General features: G+C 71.0%; 19 protein-coding genes. 13 read left to right on the top strand and 6 right to left on the bottom strand.

Annotation, left to right across the window (positions count from 1 at the left end):
• Positions 1-3 precede the first annotated feature (3 nt).
• A complete protein-coding gene (locus VMD50_RS05595) occupies positions 4-966 on the top strand; it encodes an enoyl-CoA hydratase/isomerase family protein (protein WP_325425670.1) in 963 nt (320 codons plus the stop codon).
• Here VMD50_RS05595 and VMD50_RS05590 read toward each other — a convergent pair.
• Complete coding sequence (locus VMD50_RS05590; protein WP_325425668.1) at positions 963-2114, bottom strand: acyl-CoA dehydrogenase family protein; 1152 nt, start codon at positions 2112-2114, stop codon at positions 963-965. The genes VMD50_RS05595 and VMD50_RS05590 overlap by 4 nt on opposite strands.
• A 57-nt stretch (positions 2115-2171) precedes the next feature.
• On the opposite strand from VMD50_RS05590, the gene VMD50_RS05585 reads away from it, so the two are divergent.
• The 3 genes from VMD50_RS05585 (at position 2172) to VMD50_RS05575 (ending at position 5714) form a co-directional block, all read left to right on the top strand.
• Positions 2172-3200, top strand: coding sequence for a MaoC family dehydratase (locus tag VMD50_RS05585; RefSeq protein WP_325425666.1), 1029 nt, complete (start codon positions 2172-2174; stop codon positions 3198-3200).
• Between the two features lie 76 nt (positions 3201-3276).
• Complete coding sequence (locus VMD50_RS05580; protein WP_414686008.1) at positions 3277-4416, top strand: CoA transferase; 1140 nt, start codon at positions 3277-3279, stop codon at positions 4414-4416.
• Complete coding sequence (locus VMD50_RS05575) at positions 4410-5714, top strand: amidohydrolase family protein (protein WP_325425662.1); 1305 nt, start codon at positions 4410-4412, stop codon at positions 5712-5714. The genes VMD50_RS05580 and VMD50_RS05575 overlap by 7 nt, the downstream gene beginning before the upstream one ends.
• Positions 5715-5721: 7 nt before the next feature.
• Here VMD50_RS05575 and VMD50_RS05570 read toward each other — a convergent pair whose 3' ends face one another.
• Positions 5722-6624: an alpha/beta hydrolase gene (locus tag VMD50_RS05570; RefSeq protein ID WP_325425693.1), complete on the bottom strand. Its 903-nt coding sequence runs from the start codon at positions 6622-6624 to the stop codon at positions 5722-5724.
• A gap of 228 nt (positions 6625-6852) precedes the next feature.
• Here VMD50_RS05570 and VMD50_RS05565 point away from each other — a divergent pair, with 228 nt between their 5' ends.
• The 8 genes from VMD50_RS05565 to VMD50_RS05530 all read left to right on the top strand — a co-directional run bounded on the left by VMD50_RS05565 (position 6853) and on the right by VMD50_RS05530 (position 14844).
• Positions 6853-7506 (top strand): class I SAM-dependent methyltransferase, encoded by a 654-nt coding sequence (locus VMD50_RS05565; RefSeq protein WP_325425661.1) that lies wholly within the window; start codon positions 6853-6855, stop codon positions 7504-7506.
• On the top strand, positions 7503-8789 hold the full coding sequence (locus VMD50_RS05560; protein WP_325425659.1) for a molybdopterin-dependent oxidoreductase: 1287 nt from the start codon (positions 7503-7505) through the stop codon (positions 8787-8789). The genes VMD50_RS05565 and VMD50_RS05560 overlap by 4 nt, the downstream gene beginning before the upstream one ends.
• Before the next feature lies 1 nt (position 8790).
• Positions 8791-9288: a hypothetical protein gene (locus VMD50_RS05555; RefSeq protein WP_325425657.1), complete on the top strand. Its 498-nt coding sequence runs from the start codon at positions 8791-8793 to the stop codon at positions 9286-9288.
• Positions 9289-9403: 115 nt separating this feature from the next.
• Positions 9404-10609 carry an alpha/beta hydrolase gene (locus VMD50_RS05550; RefSeq protein ID WP_325425655.1) on the top strand — a complete coding sequence of 402 codons (1206 nt, stop codon included), beginning with the start codon at positions 9404-9406 and terminating at the stop codon, positions 10607-10609.
• Between the two features lie 44 nt (positions 10610-10653).
• Positions 10654-12063, top strand: a complete 1410-nt coding sequence (locus VMD50_RS05545) for a WS/DGAT/MGAT family O-acyltransferase (RefSeq protein ID WP_325425653.1) — start codon at positions 10654-10656, stop codon at positions 12061-12063.
• A 108-nt stretch (positions 12064-12171) separates the two neighbouring features.
• Complete coding sequence (locus tag VMD50_RS05540; RefSeq protein WP_325425651.1) at positions 12172-12963, top strand: crotonase/enoyl-CoA hydratase family protein; 792 nt, start codon at positions 12172-12174, stop codon at positions 12961-12963.
• 83 nt (positions 12964-13046) lie between these two features.
• The gene (locus tag VMD50_RS05535; RefSeq protein WP_325425649.1) at positions 13047-14543 is read left to right on the top strand and encodes a class I adenylate-forming enzyme family protein; all 1497 of its coding nucleotides are present in this window, start codon (positions 13047-13049) and stop codon (positions 14541-14543) included.
• A 4-nt stretch (positions 14544-14547) separates the two neighbouring features.
• Complete coding sequence (locus tag VMD50_RS05530) at positions 14548-14844, top strand: hypothetical protein (RefSeq protein WP_325425647.1); 297 nt, start codon at positions 14548-14550, stop codon at positions 14842-14844.
• 21 nt (positions 14845-14865) lie between these two features.
• Here VMD50_RS05530 and VMD50_RS05525 read toward each other — a convergent pair whose 3' ends face one another.
• The 3 genes from VMD50_RS05525 to VMD50_RS05515 form a co-directional block, all read right to left on the bottom strand.
• On the bottom strand, positions 14866-16311 hold the full coding sequence (locus VMD50_RS05525) for a PE family protein (RefSeq protein ID WP_325425646.1): 1446 nt from the start codon (positions 16309-16311) through the stop codon (positions 14866-14868).
• Positions 16312-16642: 331 nt separating this feature from the next.
• Positions 16643-18064, bottom strand: a complete 1422-nt coding sequence (locus VMD50_RS05520) for a PE family protein (RefSeq protein ID WP_325425644.1) — start codon at positions 18062-18064, stop codon at positions 16643-16645.
• 142 nt (positions 18065-18206) lie between these two features.
• Positions 18207-18866 carry a TetR/AcrR family transcriptional regulator gene (locus VMD50_RS05515; RefSeq protein WP_475446747.1) on the bottom strand — a complete coding sequence of 220 codons (660 nt, stop codon included), beginning with the start codon at positions 18864-18866 and terminating at the stop codon, positions 18207-18209.
• 334 nt (positions 18867-19200) lie between these two features.
• Between VMD50_RS05515 and VMD50_RS05510 the strand changes: the two genes are divergently transcribed.
• On the top strand, positions 19201-19995 hold the full coding sequence (locus tag VMD50_RS05510; protein ID WP_325425641.1) for a crotonase/enoyl-CoA hydratase family protein: 795 nt from the start codon (positions 19201-19203) through the stop codon (positions 19993-19995).
• On the opposite strand, the gene VMD50_RS05505 is transcribed toward VMD50_RS05510, so the two are convergent.
• On the bottom strand, positions 19992-21461 hold the full coding sequence (locus VMD50_RS05505; RefSeq protein WP_325425640.1) for an aldehyde dehydrogenase: 1470 nt from the start codon (positions 21459-21461) through the stop codon (positions 19992-19994). The two genes, VMD50_RS05510 and VMD50_RS05505, sit on opposite strands and share 4 nt — an antisense overlap.
• Between the last annotated feature and the right edge of the window lie 18 nt (positions 21462-21479).

The following is a 21479-nucleotide window of genomic DNA, read 5'->3' as shown; positions in this document are numbered from 1 at the left end:
CCCATGCTGCGGGTGGTCGACGTCGGTAGCGAGGGTGACGCGGGCGTCGCGTCACCACCCGGCGTGATTGTCGCCGTCGGTACCGCCGAGGACATTGCCGCAGCCGGATACTGGCTGGATGCAGCGACTTTCACGCTGACCGAGGACCCTTGTGCCGATCGCAGGGCGGTCACGGTCGGCTCGGTCGCCGACGCCCTGGCCGAGCTGACGCGGCGCTGTCAACGGTGGCCGCACGCCAGCGGCGTGTGCGACGACGTGCTGCGCGCCGTCGACCCCGCGGGCCCGGCGCTGGCCGGGGTGGTGACCGAGTCGTTGGCCTACTCGACTCTGCAGGCCGGCCCGGAGTTCGCGCGCTGGCTAGCCGAACGCGGCCCGGCCGGCACGCCCGACCTCGCCGACCCGGTGCTGGCGCGCCGCGACGGCGACACGCTGCGCATCACATTCAACCGGCCGCAACGTCATAACGCGTTCTCCACCGACGCGCGGGCCGCGCTGCTCGAGGCGCTGACCGTCGCGCAGCTTGACCCGTCGGTGACCGGGATCGTGTTGAGCGGCAACGGCCCGTCGTTCTGCAGCGGCGGAGACCTCGCGGAATTCGGCACCTTCGCCGACCCCGCGAGCGCGCACCTGGCCCGCACCCGGCACAGCCCCGCACTGGCGCTCGACGCGCTGACCGCCCGGCTCGGCCGGGCGTGCCGCGCCGAAGTGCACGGCCGGGTGGTGGGCAGCGGATTGGAGATGGCAGCCTTCTGCGGATGGGTTGAGGCGCAAGAGGATTCGCTGTTCGGGCTACCCGAGCTGGGCCTCGGCCTGATCCCCGGCGCCGGCGGAACCGTCAGCGTCACCCGGCGAATCGGGCGCTGGCGCACGGCGTATCTGGTGCTGTCCGGGCACACGATCGATGCCGGTACCGCGCGGGCATGGGGGCTGGCGGACGCGACTTACGCGGGCGCCCAGGGCCTTTAGTAGGAAATCCCGCCCCGGGCAACCAGTTGCGCGGCGATCACGTTGCGCTGGATCTCGTTGGTGCCTTCCCCGACGATCATCAGCGGCGCGTCGCGGAAGTAGCGCTCGACGTCGTATTCGGTGGAATAGCCGTAGCCGCCGTGGATGCGGACGGCGTTCAGGGCGATCTCCATTGCGGCCTCGGAGGCGAACAGCTTGGCCATCCCGGCCTCCATGTCGCAGCGTTCGCCGCTGTCGTAGCGCTCGGCGGCATAGCGGGTGAGCTGACGGGCGGCCGTGAGCCTGGTCGCCATGTCGGCCAGGTAATTGCCTATCGCCTGATGCTTCCAGATCGGGCGCCCGAAGCTCTCCCGCTGCTGCGCATAGGCCAGCGCGTCCTCGAGCGCCGCGGTCGCCACGCCCAGCGCCCGGGCGGCCACCTGGATGCGGCCAGTCTCCAGCCCCTTCATCATCTGGGCGAAGCCCTGGCCCATCCGGCCGCCCAGAACCGCGGACTCCGGCGCGCGGAAGTCGTCGAACGACAGCTCGCAGGACTCGACGCCCTTGTAGCCCAGCTTGGGCAGGTCCCGCGACACCGTCAGCCCCGGCCCGTGCTCGACGAGCACGATCGAGATGCCCTGGTGACGCGGCGTCGCGCCGGGGTCGGTCTTGCACAGCAGCGCGATCAGGCCGGCCCGGCGCGCGTTGCTGATCCAGGTCTTGGAACCGTTGATCCGCAACTCGCCCGAGCCGTCGGCAAGCGCGGTGGTCGTCATGTTCTGCAGATCCGACCCGCCGCCCGGCTCGGTCAGCGCCATGGTGGCGCGCAGCCGGCCGCCGGCCATCGGTGGCAGGTACGCGCGCTTCTGCTCGTCAGTGCCGAACAGCGTCAGCAGCTTGGCCACCACGGTGTGCCCGCCCATGGCACCGGCCAGGCTCATCCAGCCGCGGGCCAGCTCCTCGGTGACGCGCGCATAACACGGCATCGACACCGGCGACCCGCCGTATTCCTCGGGAATGGCCAGGCCGTAGATGCCGATCCGCTTCATCTGCTCGATCCACGCCTCGGGGTAGGCATTGGCGTGCTCGAGCTCGCGGACGCCGGGCTTGACGTCGCGGTCGATGAACGCCCGCACCGTGGCGACCAGCATGTCCTCTTCGTCGTTCACCCCAGACCACCTCCCGCCGTTGACCCCCGATTCGACAGCCTGCCAGCATGTGGCGTTGTGACGAGTGACGGGTACGCGGGGGTCCGCGAGGGCGGCCCCTACTTCGACGATCTCTTTGTGGGCCGGGTCTTCGACTGGGCGCCGGCGATGACGCTGTCGTCGGGGCTGGCCGCCGCCCACCAGGCGATCCTGGGGGACCGGCTGCGGCTGGCGCTGGACGGCGTGCTGTGCACCGCGGTGACGGGCGAGCCGGGGCCGCTGGCCCACCCGGGGCTGGTCTGTGACGTGGCGATCGGCCAGTCGACGCTGGTCACCCAGCGCGTGAAAGCCAACCTGTTCTACCGGGGGCTGGTGTTTCACCGCTTTCCCGTCGTCGGCGACACCATCTATACGCGCACCGAAGTGGTTGGGCTGCGGGCGAATTCGCCGAAGCCGGGCCGGGCGCCGACGGGGATGGCGGCGCTGCGGATGATCACCATCGACCAGGCCGACCGGCTGGTCCTCGACTTCTACCGGTGCGCCATGCTGCCGGCCGGGCCGGACTTCAATCCCGACCGGGCGCCCGGCGACGATCTGTCGGCCGTCGGCGCCGGCGTGCCGGGCCCGGCGCACGATCCGACCGCGCACTGGGACGCCGAGGTGTTCCGGACGAAGGTGCCGGGTCCGCATTTCCACGCCGGCCTCGCGGGCGCGGTGCTGCGCAGCACCGGTGACGTGGTCAGCGGTGCACCGGAACTCGCCCGACTCACGCTGAACATCGCTGCGACACACCATGATTCGCGCGTCGGCGGGCGCCGGCTGGTGTACGGCGGGCACACCATCGGGCTGGCGCTCGCGCAGGCCGGCAGGCTGCTGCCCAATCTGGTGACGGTCCTGGGTTGGGAGTCCTGCGACCACACCGGCCCGGTCCACGAGGGCGACACCCTGTACAGCGAACTGCACGTCGAGTCCGCCCGGCCGACCGCCCAGGGCGGGGTGCTGGGGCTGCGGTCGCTGGTCTTTAAGACTGGCGGAGCGGCCGACGGCGCGGCGGGCGAGCCCGACCGGCCGGTGCTGGACTGGCGGTTCAGCGCGCTGCATTTCTGAGTCGTCGCACGCGCACAATAGGGTGGTGACGGCGTCAACCAGGTGGGGCAGCAGCGGGCTGGCCTACCTGACGGGCATGCCGGATGGCCCGCCCGACTTCTCCCGCGCGAACGTGCTGGCCCGCGCCGAGCGGGTGGCCGCGGCGGTGGGCGACCGGCTGGGCATCGCCGTCGACGCGGCCGCCCTGCTGGCCGGGCGCGCCGCGCTGCTGGGGCTGACGCGCGGGGGCAGGGTGTCCGCCGGTGGCGCCACCCGGTTGCTGGCCGCGGCCGACGGCTGGTGTGCGATCACGCTGTCGCGCCCCGACGACGTCGCCGCCGTCCCGGCACTCCTGGAGGCCGACGAGGCGCGCAGCGATCCGTGGCCGGCGCTGCAGCGTTGGGCCGCAACGCATCCGGTGGCGGCGATCATCGGGCGGGCGGGCCTGCTCGACATCCCCGCGGCGGGCCTCGGCGAGGCCGCGCCCCAGAAGCCGCGCGTCCAGCGGATCGGCCCCCGGGCGGCCCCGCACGACCCGGCCGGCCTCCTGGTGGCCGACCTGTCGTCGATGTGGGCCGGGCCGCTGTGCGGGCAACTGCTGGCGCGCGCCGGGGCCACCGTCGTCAAGGTGGAAAGCCCGCGCCGCCCGGACGGCACGCGCGGCGGCAACCCCGCCTTCTTCGACTGGATCAACTCCGAAAAGCTCTCCTACTGCGTTGATTTCGACGCCCAAGTCGGCGAGCTGCGCGAGCTGCTCGCCGTCGCCGACGTGGTGATCGAGGGCTCGCGGCCCGCGGCGCTGACGCGGCGGGGGCTGGGACCCGAGCACGTGGCGCCGAGGGCGGGCCGAATCTGGCTGCGGGTCAACGGATACGACGACTCGAGACCGGCGTTCGGGGATGACGCGGCAGTGGGCGGCGGCCTGGTGGGCGCCTCCGGCGCGGCCGGTCTGGACGGGCCGGTGTTCTGCGGCGACGCCATCGCCGACCCGCTCGCGGGCCTGGAGGCGGCCCAGGCGGCGGCCGAATCGCTGGGCCGCGGCGGCGGCGACTTGATCCACGTGACGATGGCCGCCGTCGCCGCGAGGTATGCGGCGCTGCCCACGGTCGCGTCGGTCGCGCAGCACCCGGCCCCGCCACCGCAGGCGCCGCCACACCGCGCCCGCGCGGCCGAACTCGGCGCCGACAACGACGCCGTGCGCCGGTTGGTCTCCGAAAGACGTTGCCTGTCATGCTGATTCACCGGGCAACCTTGCTGGACGGCAGGACGGTCGACATCCGGGTCGGTGCGCAGATCGACGAGGTGGGTGACGGCCTGGTCGCCGGGCGCGGGGAGGGCGTGCTCTACGCCGGCGGCGGATCCGTCCTGCCCGGCCTCCACGACCATCACGTGCACGTGCGCTCGGCGGCTTCGGCCTTGGACTCGTTTCTCGTCGGGCCGCCCGGGGTCACCACCAAAGAGCAACTGGCGCAATTGCTCTCGAATGCCACGCCCGGTCCCGACGGGTGGATTCGCGCCGTCGGCTATCACGAGTCGGTCGCCGGGGAGCTGGACCGGACGGCTCTGGATGCCCTGGTGCGCGACGTTCCCGTGCGCATTCAGCACCGCAGCGGCGCGCTGTGGATCCTCAACTCCGAGGCGCTGGGCCGGGTCGGCCTGCCCGAACACCCCGACGGGCGGCTGCGCAGCGCCGACCGCGGCTGGTCGGACGCCCTGCAGCAGCGCGAAACCGACCTCGCGGAACTCAGCCGCCGCATCACCGCGACCGGCGTCACCGGCGTCACCGACGCGACCCCCGACCTCGCCGCCGCCGACATGGTCGCGCTGCTGGTGTCACACCGGCGCGGCGAGTTCCGGCCGCGGCCGAGCTTCCTGTCGCCGGGCAAGAAGATCCTGCAGGACGACCGCCTCGACCTGGACTCCCTGACGGCCTGGATCGCCGGCCAGCACGGCGACGGCCGACCGGTCGCCGTGCACTGCGTGACCGCCGCCCAGCTGGTGGTCACCATCGCGGCCCTGCGCGCGGCCGGCAGCCATCCGCGGGATCGCATCGAACACGCCGCCGTGGTGCCCCCGGAGAACCTGGCCGACCTGGCCGACCTGCAAATCACGGTCGTGACGCAGCCTAACTTCGTCGCCGAGCGCGGCGACCACTACCTCGCCGACGTCCCCGCCGCCGAGCACGGCCAGCTCTGGCGCGTCGCCTCCCTGCTGGACGCGGCGGTGCCGGTGGCGCTGTCGACCGACATGCCGTTCGGCCACGGCGACCCGTGGACGGCGATGCGCGCCGCGGTCTACCGCACCACGCCCAGCGGCGCCGTCCTCAACCCGAACGAATGTGTTTCGGCGCTCACGGCTCTGACGATGTTTCTGGGCCGGCCGGATCAGCCGGGCCGGGCGCGGACCGTCGAGCCCGGGCAGCCGGGGGACCTGTGCGTGCTGACCGAGCCACCGGCGACGGTGCTGGCCGAGCTGGAAGCCGGCATGGTGGCGGCCACCGTCGTCGGTGGCGAGCTGGCGTACTTCGCGATGTGACCCGCGCTCAGGCGACCGGGTCGAGCGCGGCGCGCAAACTGTCGCACTGGCTCTCGAAAAACCGCCGCGACACCGGTGCTTTCCGCGCCACCGCGTCGAAGCCGTGGAAGGCGCCGGGAACCACCTCCAGGTGGCACGGCACCCCCGCGTCGATCAGGCGCCGGGCGTAGGCCAGGTCCTCGTCGTGGAACAGGTCGTGCGTCCCGACTCCGATCCACGCCGGCGGCAGTCCGCTGAGGTCGCCGCGGCGGGCCGGCACCGCGACCTGTGGGTCGGCGCCGCCCAGATAGGCCTTCCAGCCGAAGTGATTGCTGCGCGTGCTCCACAGCCGGTGGTTCGGGCTCGCCGCGGTGGCCGAACTGCGGTCGTCCAGCATCGGGTACGCCAACATCTGGATCACGGGACTTACCTCGCCGCGGTCCCGCGCCAACAGGGCCAGCGCCGCCGCGAGGCCGCCGCCGGCGCTGGCGCCGCCGATCGCTATGCGATCCCGGTCCACCGCGGGCAGGCCGGCCAGCCAGGTGAGCGCCGAATAGCAGTCTTCCAGCGGCGCGGGATACGGATGTTCGGGCGCCAGGCGATATTCCACCGACGCGACGGTCATGCCCAGCCTGGAGCTGAACCGGCGACAACCCCAGTCGTCCTGCCGCGCGGTGCCGATCAGGTATCCGCCGCCATGGATCCACACCAGCCCCGGGGTCGGTTCGGTCGCGCCGACGGGGCGAAAGAGCCGGACGCCGGCCCCCGATGCCAACGTGATCACCTCGACATCGGATGGGCCGGGTTTGCGCCGGCGGCCGGTCACGGCGCTCAGGGACCGCATCAGCGGCAGGGTGCGGGGGCCGATGAGGTGCCGCGGGGCGATGCGGGCGATCCGGCGCAGGTCGGGGTGAACGTCACTGTTTCGAATGTCGCTGTTCGGCACCGATTCAGTATCCATCCGGGCCGGTTTCGGCGCCGAATAAATCCCGTGGACCGCTGGGTTCGCCGATCGGAGATCGGGGTAGGAATCCGGTTGATCGAAATGCCGGCGTACTCCGTGTACATCAGCGTGCCGGCGATGCATTCGCGTAAACACCCCCACCGGGGCAGAGGCGCGTCCGGGCCGCCCGGCCGTGCACGATGCGAGAGGCGTGACATGCTGGGGCATCTCTACGATCGGGCGCTCGGTGGCGAGAGGTGTTGGGTCCGGCACGAGGACGGCGAGGTTCGCCCCCTGCCGGCGCACCGCTGGCTGGGCGATCGACGTCCGGACAGCAGGCCCCGCGACGCCGTCGACGACGTGTTCGACGAAGCCGTGACGCAGATGTGCACCGGCCCGACGATCGAGCTGGGCTGCGGGCCCGGCCGGTTGGTCGCCAAGCTGATCCGCCGGGGGATACCCGCGCTGGGCATCGATCGGTCCGCGACGGCGATCCGGCTGGCCGGTCGCGGCGGGGCGCCGGCGCTGCTGGGTGACGTGTTCGAGCCGCTGCCCGGAATAGGTAGCTGGCAGACGGTCCTGCTGGTCGACGGCAACGTCGGCCTCGGCGGCGACCCCCGCCGGATCCTGGCCCGCGCCGCCGAGCTGTTGGGGCGCGGCGGGCGTTGCGTCGCCGAGTTCGAGACCGAGGCCATCGGCATCCGTCCGCGCTGGGTGCGGCTGGAGACGGCCCGCGACGTCGGGCCCTGGTTCCGGTGGGCATCGGTCGGCGTGGACAGCGCCGCCACCCTGGCCGCGCAGGTGGGTCTGACGCTGACCGGCGTCCGGCTGATCGGCGGCCGGGTCGTCGCGAGCCTGACCGCCCTGTGAGCGGCTACGGGTTTCCGGCCGGCCTATGGCGTGCGCTCGACCGCCACCCACCGCCGGGCGTGCGGCGGCTGAGTCGCTTTCGCAGCCCGCTGCGCGGCCCATGGCTGACGTCGGTGTTCGGGCTGGTGCTGCTCGTCGCGCTGCCGATCGTCATCGTCACCGGGCTGCTGTCCTACATCGCCTATGCGCCGCAACTGGGACAGGCCATCCCGGCGGGAGTCGGCTGGCTGCGGCTGCCCGCCTTCGCCTGGCCGACCCGCCCGTCGTGGCTGTACCGGCTGACCCAGGGCCTGCACGTGGGGCTCGGCCTGGTGATCATCCCGGTGGTGCTGGCCAAGCTGTGGTCGGTGATACCGAAGCTGTTCGTGTGGCCGCCGGCCCGCTCCATCGCCCAGCTGCTGGAGCGACTGTCGTTGCTGATGCTGGTCGGTGGCGTGCTGTTCGAAATCGTCACCGGGGTGCTCAACATCCAGTACGACTACATCTTCGGGTTCAGCTTCTACACCGGCCATTATTTCGGGGCCTGGGTCATGATCGCCGGTTTTCTGATGCACATCGCGCTCAAGATTCCGCGCATGATCACCGGGCTGCGGTCGATGTCGCTGCGAGAAGTGTTGCGCACCAATCGAAGTGATACCCGTCCGGAACCGCCCGACCCCGACGGGCTGGTGGCGGCCGATCCGGCCGAACCGACGATGAGCCGGCGCGGCGCCCTGGCGCTGGTCGGCGCCGGCGCGCTGCTCATCGGCGTGCTGAGCGCGGGCCAGACGCTCGGCGGCGTGTCCCGTCGCGCCGCGCTGCTCCTGCCGCGCGGGCGCGGCGATTTCCCGGTCAACAAGACCGCCGCCGCCGCCGGGATCGCGCCCGAAAGCGTCGGCGCGAGTTGGCGGTTGACCCTGCGGGGCGGGCCCTCGGAGGTGGTGCTGGACCGGGCCGCGCTGGCCGGCATGCCGCAACACGGGGCGCGACTGCCGATCGCGTGCGTCGAGGGCTGGTCCACGGTGCAGACCTGGAGCGGGGTCCGGCTGGCCGAGCTGGCCCGGCGGGCCGGGGTGCCCGCGCCCCGCGCGGCCCGTGTCACGTCGCTGCAGCGGGGCGGGGCGTTTGGCGCGGCGACGTTGCAGGCCAACCAGATCGGCGATCCGGACGCCCTGCTGGCGCTGCGGGTCAACGGCGCCGACCTGTCGGCGGATCACGGCTACCCGGCCCGGATCATCGTTCCCGCGCTGCCCGGCGTGCACAACACCAAATGGGTGACCGCCATCGAGTTCGAGCCGAGCTGAGATGCCTGGATTGCCAACGCGTTTCGCGGCGTTTTACGGCTCCCGCCCGCTACATCTGCTGACGATGCTGACCGGCTTCGCGCTGCTGGGCTACGTTCTGGCCACCTTCAAGCCTGCCACGCTGTGGGACTCCGGCGCCTGCTGGCAGTCGATCGCGGTCTGGCTGGCCGCCGCGGTGATCGCCCACGACCTGCTGCTCTTTCCGCTCTACGCGCTGGCCGACCGGTTGCTGTCCCTGCGCATTGGCCGGTCGGGTCGGCCAAAAGTGAGCGCGCGCAACTACATTCGGGTACCGGCGCTGGGCGCCGGGCTGACGCTGCTGGTCTTTCTTCCGGGCATCATCCAACAGGGCGCGGCCACTTACCAGGCGGCCACCGGGCAGACCCAGCAGCCGTTCCTGGGCAGGTGGCTGCTGCTCACCGCGGGAATGTTCGCAGTCAGCGCCATCTGCTATGCCGCGCGACTTGCCGTGGCGCGTCGGCGCGCTACCGGCAAATAGGGTCAAGCGGTCGGTGCTGGGTGAGCGCGGAAGGCAGCAAACCGCGCGCCCGTGGGGCCACGCTCTCTAACGCAAACGTCAGTTTCAGCCGTCCGCCCGGGGGTACAGTCCGTACATGACTGCGAGGGGACCCCGCATGACGCCCTGCGTGAAGTGGTTGCTGCGGGCCGGTCCCGCCGACTACATGCTGGCGTTGAGCGTGGCCGGCGCTTCGCTGCCGGTCGTGGGCAAGCGGCTGGAGCCGCTGGGCGCGCTGACCGCGATGAGCGTGTGGGGCGCCCGTCATGCACCAGAGGCGCTGTCCTCGATGACGAAGGATCTGCTGACCCCCGGCAGCACCGACGCGCGGCGCCGGGACCGGGACAGCACCCGGGAGGTCTCGCTGGCGGCGCTGCGCGGTGTCGTGGCGGCCGCCGACCTCGAACTCGAATGGCCCGCCGCGGAGCGGACGCCACCGATCTGGGACGCGATGCGTCAGCGCCGCTACCTGTACCGCCGCGGCGTCCACTACGGGAACAGCCCGGCGCAGGTGCTCGACGTGTGGCGCCGCAAGGACCTCCCCGCGCAACCCGCGCCCGTCCTGATCTTCGTCCCGGGCGGCGCCTGGGTGCACGGCAGGTGCATGGGGCAGGGCTCCGCGCTGATGTCCCGGCTGGCCGAGCAGGGATGGGTGTGCCTGGCGATCGACTACCGCGTCGCGCCGCACCATCGCTGGCCGCGCCACATCACCGACGTCAAGATCGCCATCGCGTGGGCGCGCGCCAACGTCGACAAGTTCGGCGGCGATCGCAATTTCGTTGCGGTGGCCGGCTGTTCGGCCGGCGGGCACCTGTCCGCGCTGGCCGGGCTGGCCCCCGACGACCCCGCGCACCTGGCCGAGTTGCCCGAGGGCGCCGACAGTTCGGTGGATGCCGTGGTCGGGATCTACGGCCGCTACGACTGGGAGGACCGCTCCACTCCGGAGCGCGCCCGGTTCGTCGACTTCCTGGAGCGGGTGGTGGTCAAGAAGTCGATCGCCCGGCACCCCGAGGTGTTCCGCGACGCGTCGCCGATCGCGCGAGTGCATCGAAATGCGCCGCCGTTCTTGGTGATTCACGGCAGCAAGGACAGCGTCATCCCGGTCGAGCAGGCCCGGAGCTTCGTCGAGCGGCTCCGCGCCGTCTCGCATTCGATGGTCGGCTACCTGGAGTTGCCCGGCGCGGGCCACGGGTACGACCTCATCGACGGGGAGCGGGCCGGCGCGGCGGCGCACGCCGCGTCGCTTTTCCTCAACCAGGTCTACCGCACCAAAACACAGATCGGCGCGAAAGAGGTTATCTGAGCTCCCGCCGCTGGGTAATGTCCTCCTATGGGGAAGGGGCAGCGGTGAAGAGGCTCAGCGGCTGGGACGCGGTACTGCTGTACAGCGAGACGCCGAACGTGCACATGCACACCATCAAAGCCGCCGTGATCGAACTCGCGCCGGACCGGCGGGACTTCGACATCGACGCCTTCCGGCAGGTGATCGGCGGCCGGCTGAACAAGCTCGAGCCGTTCTGCTACCAGCTCGTCGAGATCCCGTTCAAGTTGCACCATCCGATGTGGCGGGAGCACTGCGAGCTCGACCTCGACTACCACATCCGCCCGTGGCGGCTGCCCGCCCCCGGCGGCCGCCGGGAGTTGGACGAGGCGATCGGGCGGATCGCCAGCACCCCACTGGACCGCGAACGCCCGCTGTGGGAGATGTACTTCGTCGAGGGGCTGGCCGACCAACGGATCGCGGTGGTCGGCAAGATCCACCATGCGCTCGCCGACGGCGTCGCCTCGGCGAACCTGATGGCCCGCGGTATGGACCTGCAGCCCGGCCCGGAGGGCGGCGCGTACATGTGCGACCCGCCGCCCACCACCCGGCAGCTGATGAGTTCGGCATTCGCCGATCACCTGCGCCACGCCGCCCGAATCCCGGCGACGATCCGCTACACCGCGCAGGGGCTGGGCCGGGTGCGCCGCAGCTCGCGCCCGCTGTCCCCGGAACTGACCCGGCCGTTCGAGCCGCCGCCGACCTTCATGAACCACATGATCACCGCCGAACGCAGGTTCGCCACCGCGACGCTGGCGCTGGCCGACGTCAAGGAAACCGGCAAGCGGCTCGGGGCGACGATCAACGACATGGTGCTCGCCATGTCGAGCGGCGCGCTGCGCACCTTGTTGCTGCGCTACGACGGCAAGGCCGAACCCCTGCTCGCTTCGGTGCCGGTGAGTTTCGACTTCTCGCCCGAGCGGATCTCCGGAAACCGCTTCACGGGCATGCTGGTGGCGCTCCCGACCGATTCGGACGACCCGCTGGAGCGGGTGCAGTGCAGCCACGACAACGCCATCTCCGCCAAGGAAAGTCACCAGCTGATGGGGCCGGAGCTGGTCAGCCGGTGGGCGGCCTACATGCCGCCCGCGCCCACCCAGGCCTTCTTCCGGTGGGCAGCCGGCCGCGACGGGCACAACAAGATCCTGAACCTGAACATCTCGAACGTTCCCGGCCCCCGCGAGCGCGGCCGGGTCGGCGGGGCGCTGGTCACCGAGATCTACTCGGTCGGGCCGCTGACCGCCGGCAGCGGCCTCAACATCACCGTGTGGAGTTACGTCGACCAGATCAACATCTCGGTGCTGTCCGACGGCGCCACGCTGAAGGACCCGCACGAGGTGACGGAGGCCATGGTCGCCGACTTCATCGAGATACGCAGGGCCGCAGGGCTTTCCGACGAGCTGACGGTCGTCGAGGCGGCGATGGCGCCGGCCTGAGGGCTGCCCCGGAAACGGGACTCTCGGCTGGTGCCAATGCCATTTCCGTCGACCGCTACCATCGGTCGGATAAGCAGCCACCCCTACCCGAAGGAGCTGTGCGGCACCGTGAGCACTGGGAACGAAGAGGCCACCGATTCCGAACCCGAAGTCCTGGTCGAACAACGGGACCGGATCCTGATCATCACCATCAACCGGCCGAAGGCCAAGAACGCGGTCAACGCCGCGGTCAGCAGGGGCCTGGCCGATGCCATGGATCGGCTCGACGGCGACACCGGCCTGTCCGTGGGAGTCCTGACCGGCGCCGGCGGCTCGTTCTGCGCGGGGATGGACCTGAAGGCGTTCGCGCGGGGCGAGGTGCCCATCGTCGAGGGCCGCGGCATGGGCTTCACCGAACGTCCGCCCGTCAAGCCCCTCATCGCGGCGGTGGAGGGCTTCGCGCTGGCCGGCGGCACCGAGCTGGCCCTCGCCACCGACCTGATCGTGGCCTCCACGGACGCGGCCTTCGGAATCCCCGAGGTCAAGCGCGGTCTGGTGGCCGGCGGTGGCGGATTGCTGCGGCTGCCCGAGCGCATCCCGTCGGCCATCGCGATGGAGTTGGCGCTCACGGGTGAAAACCTTTCCGCCGAGCGCGCCCACGAACTGGGGATGGTCAACGTCCTGGCCGAGCCGGGCAAGGCGCTGGAGGCCGCGATCGCGCTGGCCGGGAAGATCGCCGCGAACGGCCCGCTCGCGGTCGCCGCCACCAAGCGGATCGTCGTCGAGTCCCGCGGCTGGACCCCGGAGTCGATGTGGGCGGAGCAGAACAAGATCCTGGCTCCGGTCTTCGTGTCCAACGACGCGAAAGAGGGCGCGATCGCCTTCGCCGAAAAGCGCCCGCCGCGCTGGACGGGCACGTGACGAGCCAACCCACGGGTTACACTGTGACTAACATTTGTAAAGGCGTAAGGCTGTAAAAGCGTGGGGATCCAGGAAGATCGAGGATGAGCATTTCTTTGCTTCTGGAGATGGCCGCGTCGGGCAACCCCGGGCGCACCGCGCTCGTCGACGGGGACCTGCGGCTGACGACGCAGCAGCTCAGCGACCTCGCCGACGGCGCGGCCGGCGTCATCGCGGCGTCCGGCGCCAAGCACGTGGCCTACGTGGGCGTCGGCGGCGCCATGCTTCCGCTGCTGATCTTCGCGAGCGCGCGCGCCGGGCTGGCCTTCACCCCGCTCAATTACCGGCTCTCCGCCGACGGCATCCGGGCGCTCATCGAGCGGTTGCCCGAACCCCTCGTGGTCGTCGACGGCCGCTACCGGGACATGTTCGGGGACGCGTCCGGCCGGGTGATGGTGTCCGACGAGTTCCTGGCGGCCGCGCGCGGCAGCGAGCCGACAAGCGAATTCCCGGACCCGGAGTCGGTGGCGGTGGTGCTGTTCACGTCGGGCACGACCTCGCAGCCCAAGGCCGTCGAACTGTCGCACAACAACCTGACCAGTTATGTCACCGGGACGGTCGAGTTCGAGTCGGCCGCACCCGCCGACGCCGCGCTGATCTGCGTGCCGCCCTACCACATCGCCGGGGTCGGCGCGGCGCTGTCGAACCTGTACGCGGGCCGAAAGATGGTGTACCTGGCCAACTTTGACGCCGACGAGTGGGTGCGGCTGGTCAACGACGAGCGGGTGACCACCGCGACGGTGGTGCCGACCATGCTCGACCGCATCGTCACCGCGCTGGAGTCCGGCGGTCACGAGCTGCCGTCGTTGCGCAACCTGGCCTACGGCGGTTCGAGGGTGGGCCTGCCGCTGGTGCGCCGCGCGCTCGAGCTGCTGCCGCACGTCGGCTTCGTCAACGCCTACGGACTGACCGAGACCAGCTCGACGATCGCGGTGCTGACCCCGGACGACCATCGCGAGGCGCATTCCGCATCGGCCCCCCACGCCGTCAGGCGGCTGGGATCGGTCGGACAGCCGGTGCCCGGCATCGAACTGCAGATCCGCGACGGCGACGGCAGGGTCCTCGGCCCGGGGGAGAGCGGGGAGTTGTTCGTGCGCGGCGAGCAGGTGTCCGGCCGCTACACCGGGATCGGCTCGGTGCTCGACGAGGACGGCTGGTTTCCGACCCGCGACATCGCCCTGCTCGACGAGGACGGCTACCTGTTCATCGGTGGCCGCAGCGACGACACGATCATCCGCGGCGGCGAGAACATCGCGCCCGCCGAGCTGGAGGAGGTGCTCATCGAGCACTCCCACGTGCACGACGTCGCCGTGGTCGGCGTCGACGATCCGCAGTGGGGCCAGGCGATCGTCGCCGTGGTGGTGCCCGCCGCCGGCATCGATCCCGACCCCGAGGAACTCCGCGAGCACGTCCGCAAGAGTTTGCGGGGGTCGCGAACCCCCGACCGGGTAGTGTTCCGCGACGAGCTGCCGACCACGCCTACCGGCAAGGTGCTTCGCCGCGAGATAGTCGAACAGCTACAAGGACGCCAAAGGAATTAGGTACATGATCAAGAACGGAACCCGCCTCGCCAGCCAGGTGTGTGACACCCAGGTCATCGTGGTCCGCAGCGCCGACAGCCTCGACGACCTGCGCTGCGGTGGCGCGCCGATGGTGCCGATCGGGGGCGAGCGGTCCGGCGAGCCCGACCCGGACTTCGCCGACGGCACCGTGATGGGCAAGCGCTACGTCGACGAGACCGGCGCCGAGGTGCTGGTGACCAAGCCGGGTGCGGGAAGCCTGAGCATCGGTGCGACCGCGCTGCAGCTCAAAGAGGTCAAGCCGCTGCCGGCCAGCGACTGACGTGTTACGGCCCGGGCTCGGCTAAGTGCCGGTTTGCCCGTCGGTACCGGGGATTCCGAGCAACAGCCCACCGGCCCCTCCCACACCGACGGTGCTCCCCGCACCGAAGCTGTTTCCGCCGGCGCCCCCGTTGCCGATCAGCTGCGCGTTGCCGCCGTCGCCGCCATTACCCAGTTGGGGGCCGGTTCCGGCGCTGCCGCCGCTGCCGCCGTTGCCGATCAGGATGGCGCCATTGCCGCCGTGACCACCGGTGGCGCCGGTGATGGCCGCATTGGTTTGGCCAGCCTCGCCGCCGTCGCCGCCGTTGCCGAATAGCCCCACCGCGTTGCCGCCAGCACCGCCCGCGCCGCCCCTCCCGGAGGTGGATTGCCCCCCGTTGCCGCCGTTGCCGCCGTCGCCCAACAACATCCCGCCGTTTCCGCCGGCGCCGCCGGGACCGCCGGTGCCACCACCGCTGAAGCCGGTGCCGTTGCCGCCGGCGCCGCCGTTGCCGATCAGGCCCGCGTTCCCGCCCGTGCCGCCGCTCTGGTTACCGTCGCCCACACCGCCGGCGCCGCCGTCACCGCTGAGCAGCCCACCGGCACCGCCGTTGCCGCCGACCGCGCCGAAGGACCCGTCCCCGGCGTTTCCGCCGACGCCGCCGTTGCCGTGCAGCAGGCCGCCGTGGCCGCCCTGACCGCCCGCGCCCGCGATGCCGCCTGCGAAGACGAGGGGGACATTGCCGAGGCCGCCCTTCCCACCGGCGCCGCCGCTGCCGAACAACCCGATGGCGTCACCGCCGGCGCCACCGGCTCCGGCGGCACCGAACATTGTGCTGTTGTTGTACGACCCGCCGGTGCCGCCCGCGCCGCCGCTGCCGAACAACAGCCCGCCGGTGCCGCCCGCGCCGCCGTTTCCGGCGGCAACCCCGGCGGTGGTGCTCAACCCGCCGGTGCCCCCAACGCCGCCATTGCCGAACAGCCCAGCGGCCCCCCCGTTGCCGCCGGGTGAGTTCGCCGCGCCGGATCCGCCGTTGCCGCCGTTGCCCCACAGAAGTCCGCCGGCCCCGCCGTTTTGGCCGCTGCCCGGCAACCCGTTGGTGCCGTTGCCGATCAGCGGGCGCTGCAGGAGCATTTCGGTCGGCGTGTTGATTGCGTTGAGCGCGTCCTGCTGCAGGACCTGCCACGGATTAGCTGTGGTCGCGGCGTTGGCCGCCTCGGTGCTGGCATAGGCGCCCGCGCCTGCGCTCAGGGCCTGCACGAACTGCTGATGAAACGTCGACGCTTGGGCGCTCAGGGCCTGAAACCCCTGGCCATGCGCAGCAAAGAGGGCCGCCAAAGCCGCCGATACCTCGTCGGCGCCCGCGGCCACCACCTCCGTTGTGGAGGACGCTGCGGCCGCATTGGCCTCGCTGACTGTCGAACCGATAGTTGCCAAATCCGTGGCGGCAACCGCCACCAGGTCGGGCTGCGCGATCAGGAATGACATATTCGCACCTTCCACCGCGCCTTTCGGCCCTGCGGTCGCCCAGACCGAGAGGATTGTCGAGCGCCAGGTTAAGCACCAAATAGTACCGTAATTGTCGCGAGTGCATACTGAAGATCCAGCAACGCCAGCATTTTCCACCGCAACCGCACATGTACCGCATACTTCCGGTGTGGCGCCTGGCGCCGCCTCAGGTTTTTCGGGCCGGCAGAACGGATTGCGGGCTATCGCTGATGCTGGTCCGGCGGGTCCGTTACGGTGGACGAATTCCTTTGCCTTGATGAGGATTTCGAGCCGGTCGACGATCCAGAGCTGTTGTCGCCGCCGCGGCCGGCTAGGGCAGTTGCCCGTTCGGTCCGGGCACCCCGAGCAGCAACCCGCCGTTGCCGCCTTGCCCTATGGTGCCGTCGGCGAAGTACGGGCTGCCGCCGGCGCCGCCATTGCCGATCAGCCCGGCATTCCCGCCGTCTCCGCCTTGCGACGGGCCACCGGCGTCATGGTCAGCGGTCCCGGCGCTGCCGCCGTTGCCGCCGCGTCCGATCAGGGCGGCACTGCCGCCGTGGCCGCCGACGCTGTTGAGCTCTCCGCTGCCGCCAGCGCCGGCGTCGCCGCCATGGCCGAAAAGCCCCATGGCGTTGCCGCCGGCGCCGCCGGTACCGCCATGGCCGGCGGCGGCTTGCCCCCCATCGCCGCCGCTCCCGCCGTTGCCGAACAGCCCTATCGCGTTGCCGCCGGCGCCGCCGGCGCCGCCGTCACCACTGCTCGTTTGTCCGCCGTCGCCGCCGCGACCGCCGTCGCCGAACAGCGCCCCGCCGTTCCCGCCGCTACCGCCGCTCTGGCTGCCACTGCCGTCGCCGCCGCGACCGCCGTCGCCGCTCAGCAGCCCCCCGGCCCCGCCGTTCCCCCCGACATTGCCCGCCGGGCCGGACCCGGCGGCGCCGCCGGCACCGCCGGCGCCGTTGATCAGGCCGCCGTGGCCGCCCTGTCCCCCGGCGCCGCCGGTGCTTCCGCTCGGCGCCGCGCCGCCGACGCCAGCGGCGCCGCCGTTACCGAACAATCCGATCGCATCACCGCCGGCGCCGCCGGTGCCCGCGACACCGCCGGCGACGCCGCGCCATGGCCCGCCGGCCCCGCCGGCGCCGCCGTTGCCGACTAACAGTCCTCCGGCGCCGCCCGCCCCGCCGTTGGCTGGGCCGGAGCCGGAAAAGAACACACCGGCGGCACCGCCGTTTCCGCCGTTGCCGATTAGTCCGGCGGCCCCGCCGTTGCCGCCGGACTGGTTATCGCCGCCGGATGCACCGTTGCCGCCGTTGCCCCAGAGGATGCCGCCAGCCCCGCCGTTCTGGCCGGTCCCCGGGGCCCCGTTGGTCCCGTTGCCGATCAGCGGCCGTTGCAACAGCAGTTCGGTTGGCGTGTTGATCGCGTTGAGGATCTCTTGCTGCAGCATCTGCCACGGGCTGGCCGTAGCCGCGGCGTTGGCCGCTTCGGCGCTCGCGTACGCGCCCGCACCCGCGTTCAGGGCCTGGACGAACTGCTGATGGAATGCCGCCGCTCGGGCGCTCACGGCCTGATATGCCTGGGCGTGTGAGCCAAACAGAGCCGCCACGGCCGCCGACACCTCATCGGCGCCCGCCGTCAAAATTTGCGTGGTTTGGGCCGCGGCGGCCGAGTTGGCCTGGCTGAGGGTCGAACCAATGCCCGCCAAATCCGTGGCGGCGGTTGAAACCAGGTCCGGCACGGTCAAAACAAACGACATTTCGCACCTCCCGACGGCGCATACGACCGGCGGTCGTCCAGCGCAGGTGCGATCGTCGAGCCGGTCAGTAGGAGTCAGATCGTACGCGCTTCCGGGCGCGCATATCCGGTTATCGCCAGGTCGCCGGCCGCAGCTCGGTGGGCTATTGCGCGATCTTGTTGCGAACCACGAATTCCCTTGCCTTGATGAGGAACTCGAGTTGCTCGCCTACCTGGTGCAGCGGGCCGGTGCTGCGCGTCGAGCGGGAAAGCACGACGGCGCCTTCGAGGGCGGCGATCGACATGACCGCCAGCGATGCGGCATCGGCGTCGTCGAAGCCGTCGTTGGTGAACGCCCGTGTCAATGCGATACACCAGCGGCCCAGGATGCCACCGGCCTCGGCGGAGAGCTTGGGCTCGGCCTCGTCCGAGCCGATCGCCGCCGCGACCACGGGGCAGCCGGCGGTAAAGTCGCCCCCTGTCAGCAGGCGTTCCCAGAACTCGACGAACTCGCGCAGCAGCGCCCTGGCGCCCCAGCCGGCCGCGTCGTCGATCATGGCGGTGATGGAGTCACCGGAGTACCTCAGCGCCTCGGTCAGAATCTGATTGCGCCCGTCGGGAAAGTGGTAGTACACCGAGCCGCGCGGCGCGCCGCTGCGAGCGAGCACCTCATCGATGGTCACCCCGGCGGCCCCGCGCTCGCGCATCACCTCGGCGGCGCTGACCAGCATCTTTTTGCGAGTATCGCAGCGCTTCGTCGGCGTGGATTCCGCCTTAGCGTCGGTGCCACTCGGCACTGTCGTACCTCCCGGGGCTGGCGTCATGCAGCGTGTGAGTGCCGCAGTACCGGCCAGTGCATATTACGCGGGCTGAAGCGGAAGGGACGGCGCTTCAAGTCGGGCATCTCCCGGGTGAACTGATAGCCAGCGACGTTGAGCTCGATGATCCACATTTTTTCTCCCGGCCTGTGTGCGGCCCATGATTATGCTGTGGACCATATGGGACATCGGTCGAGTAAGCAAGTTTTATTCCCTAACTAAGTCGATCAACACCACAAATGGCGTATGTGGGCCGTCAAGGGTCCTGGTCAGCGAGAACGTAACGATTCGGTTTCTATGCTCCTTTGCATATTTACGAAGGCTGCGATTCACTGTGTCGATGGCGCTTCCGAACCTGGACACCGTGTCCCTCGAGCGCGATGGACATCTCCTGCTCATCGGCCTGAACCGGCCGCACAAGCGCAACGCGTTCGACCGGGCGATGCTCGCCGACCTGTCGCGTGCGTATGCGCTGCTGGAATCCGATGACTCGCTACGGGCCGGCGTGCTGTTCGCGCACGGCGACCACTTCACCGCCGGTCTGGACCTCGTCGACGTCGGCCCCGCCGTCGCGGGCGGGCAGGATCTCATGCCCGACGACGGCCGGGACCCCTGGCGTCTGGACGGTCCGTGGACCACACCGCTGGTCGCGGTCGCGCATGGCTGGTGCATGACGTTGGGCATCGAGTTGCTGCTGGCCGCCGACATCCGCGTCGCGGCGGCCGGTACCCGATTCACTCAGCTCGAGGTGCAGCGGGGCATCTACCCGTTCGGCGGAGCGACAATCCGTCTTCCGCGCGACGCCGGGTGGGGCAACGCCATGCGCTGGCTGCTGACCGGCGACGAGTTCGACGCCGCCGAGGCGCACCGCATCGGCCTGGTGCAGGAGTTGGCCGACGACGCGGCGGCGGCGCTGGCCCGGGCACGCGAGATCGCGCACACCATCGCCGAGCGCGCGGCTCCGTTGGGCGTGCGGGCCACGCTGGCGTCGGCCCACCTGGCCCGCGGAGAAGGCGAGGCTGCTGCCATCGAGCGGCTGCAGCCCGAGGTGACCGCGCTGTTCGCCAGCGAGGACGCCGCCGAGGGCGTGCAATCGTTCATCGAGCGACGGCAGGCCCGATTCCAGGGCCGCTAACTGTCGACGGCGTAGCCCATCGGCATCAGCACGCTCTTCTGCTGGGTGAAGTGCTCGACGCCCTCCGGCCCGTTCTCGCGGCCGATGCCGGAGTTCTTGTAGCCGCCGAATGGACAGCAGGGATCGAAGGCGTACCAGTTGATTGCGTATGTCCCGGTGCGGATCTTCTCGGAGATCTCGATGCCGCGCGGCACGTTGGTGGTCCACACGCTGCCGGCCAGGCCGTACTCCGAGTCGTTGGCGATCTTGATCGCGTCCTCTTCGGTGTCATAGGGGATGATGCTCAGCACCGGCCCGAAGATCTCCTCCTGGGCGATCGTCATCTTGTTGTCGACGTCGGCGAAAACCGTTGGCTGCACGAAGAATCCGTTGTCCAGCCCCTCGGGGCGGCCGCCGCCGCACACCAGCCGCGCGCCCTCCTCGATGCCCTTGGCGATGTAGCCCTCGACCCGGGCGCGTTGCTTCTCCGAGATCAGGGAGCCGATCTGGGCGGCCGGGTCCGACGGGGGGCCGACCGGCAGCGCCTGCACGAAAGCGCTTACCGCGTCCACGATTTCGTCGTAGCGCGAGCGCGGCGCCAGGATGCGGGTCTGGCCCACACAGGCCTGTCCGGTGTTCATGATCCCGGCGAACACCATCATCGGGATAGCTGAGGCCAGGTCGACGTCCTCGAGGACGATGGCGGCCGATTTCCCGCCGAGCTCCAGGGTGCACGGCTTGAGCATTTCCGCGGCGCGGCGGCCGATCTCCTTGCCGACGCCCGAGCTGCCGGTGAACGTGAACAGGTCGACGTCCCGGTTCGACGTCAGCGCCTGCCCGGTCTCGATCCCGCCGGGCACCACCGACAGCACACCCTCGGGCAGGCCGGCGTCGGCGAACACCTGCGCCAAAGCGTTTGCGGTCAAAGGGGTTTCGGCGGCCGGCTTCAGCACCACCGTGCAGCCGGCCAGCAGCGCCGGCCCCAGCTTGTTGACCGCCAGGAACAGCGGCACGTTCCACGCCACGATCGCGCCGACGACGCCGACCGGCTCGCGGTGGACGATGGTCTGCCCGTAGGAGCCGTTGCGGATCTCCCGCCACTTGACCTGGTCGACGGCGGGGCCGGCGAAGAAGTTCATCGCCCCCATCGAGCCCATCCAGTGCATCGTCTCGATGGTCATCGGCGGCTGGCCGGTCTCGTCGGCCAGCAGCTTGGCGAACTGCTCCTTGCGCTCCTCGAGCAGCTGCAGCGCCTTGGCGATGACGGCCGCGCGTTCCTTCGGCGGCGTCGTGGGCCAGGGGCCGCTGTCGAAGGCGGCGCGGGCCGCCGCGACCGCCGCGTCCACGTCCGCCGCCGCCGCCAGCGGCACCTTCCCGACGTACTCGCCGGTGGCCGGGCAGTGCACCTCGATGACTTCGGGGGTCGACGGCTCCGCCCATTTGCCGCCGATGAAAAGTTTGTCGTATTCCGTCTTAAGGTCGGTCATGGCGCCACCCTACCCAAG

Origin of the sequence: Mycobacterium sp. (assembly GCF_035506235.1) — a bacterium.
GTDB lineage: Bacteria > Actinomycetota > Actinomycetes > Mycobacteriales > Mycobacteriaceae > Mycobacterium.
The sequence above is the reverse complement of the archived record's forward strand: the minus strand, read 5'-3'. Positions and strand labels throughout refer to the sequence as shown.

Excerpts from the sequence above, each read along its gene's own strand:
- VMD50_RS05595 (WP_325425670.1), top strand. The coding sequence starts at position 4 with ATGCTGCGGGTGGTCGACGTCGGTAGCGAGGGTGACGCGGGCGTCGCG.
- VMD50_RS05580 (WP_414686008.1), top strand. The coding sequence starts at position 3,277 with ATGCCGGATGGCCCGCCCGACTTCTCCCGCGCGAACGTGCTGGCCCGC.
- VMD50_RS05575 (WP_325425662.1), top strand. The coding sequence starts at position 4,410 with ATGCTGATTCACCGGGCAACCTTGCTGGACGGCAGGACGGTCGACATC.
- VMD50_RS05565 (WP_325425661.1), top strand. The coding sequence starts at position 6,853 with ATGCTGGGGCATCTCTACGATCGGGCGCTCGGTGGCGAGAGGTGTTGG.
- VMD50_RS05555 (WP_325425657.1), top strand. The coding sequence starts at position 8,791 with ATGCCTGGATTGCCAACGCGTTTCGCGGCGTTTTACGGCTCCCGCCCG.
- VMD50_RS05550 (WP_325425655.1), top strand. The coding sequence starts at position 9,404 with ATGACTGCGAGGGGACCCCGCATGACGCCCTGCGTGAAGTGGTTGCTG.
- VMD50_RS05535 (WP_325425649.1), top strand. The coding sequence starts at position 13,047 with ATGAGCATTTCTTTGCTTCTGGAGATGGCCGCGTCGGGCAACCCCGGG.
- VMD50_RS05530 (WP_325425647.1), top strand. The coding sequence starts at position 14,548 with ATGATCAAGAACGGAACCCGCCTCGCCAGCCAGGTGTGTGACACCCAG.
- VMD50_RS05525 (WP_325425646.1), bottom strand. The coding sequence starts at position 16,311 with ATGTCATTCCTGATCGCGCAGCCCGACCTGGTGGCGGTTGCCGCCACG.
- VMD50_RS05520 (WP_325425644.1), bottom strand. The coding sequence starts at position 18,064 with ATGTCGTTTGTTTTGACCGTGCCGGACCTGGTTTCAACCGCCGCCACG.
- VMD50_RS05515 (WP_475446747.1), bottom strand. The coding sequence starts at position 18,866 with ATGACGCCAGCCCCGGGAGGTACGACAGTGCCGAGTGGCACCGACGCT.
- VMD50_RS05510 (WP_325425641.1), top strand. The coding sequence starts at position 19,201 with ATGGCGCTTCCGAACCTGGACACCGTGTCCCTCGAGCGCGATGGACAT.
- VMD50_RS05505 (WP_325425640.1), bottom strand. The coding sequence starts at position 21,461 with ATGACCGACCTTAAGACGGAATACGACAAACTTTTCATCGGCGGCAAA.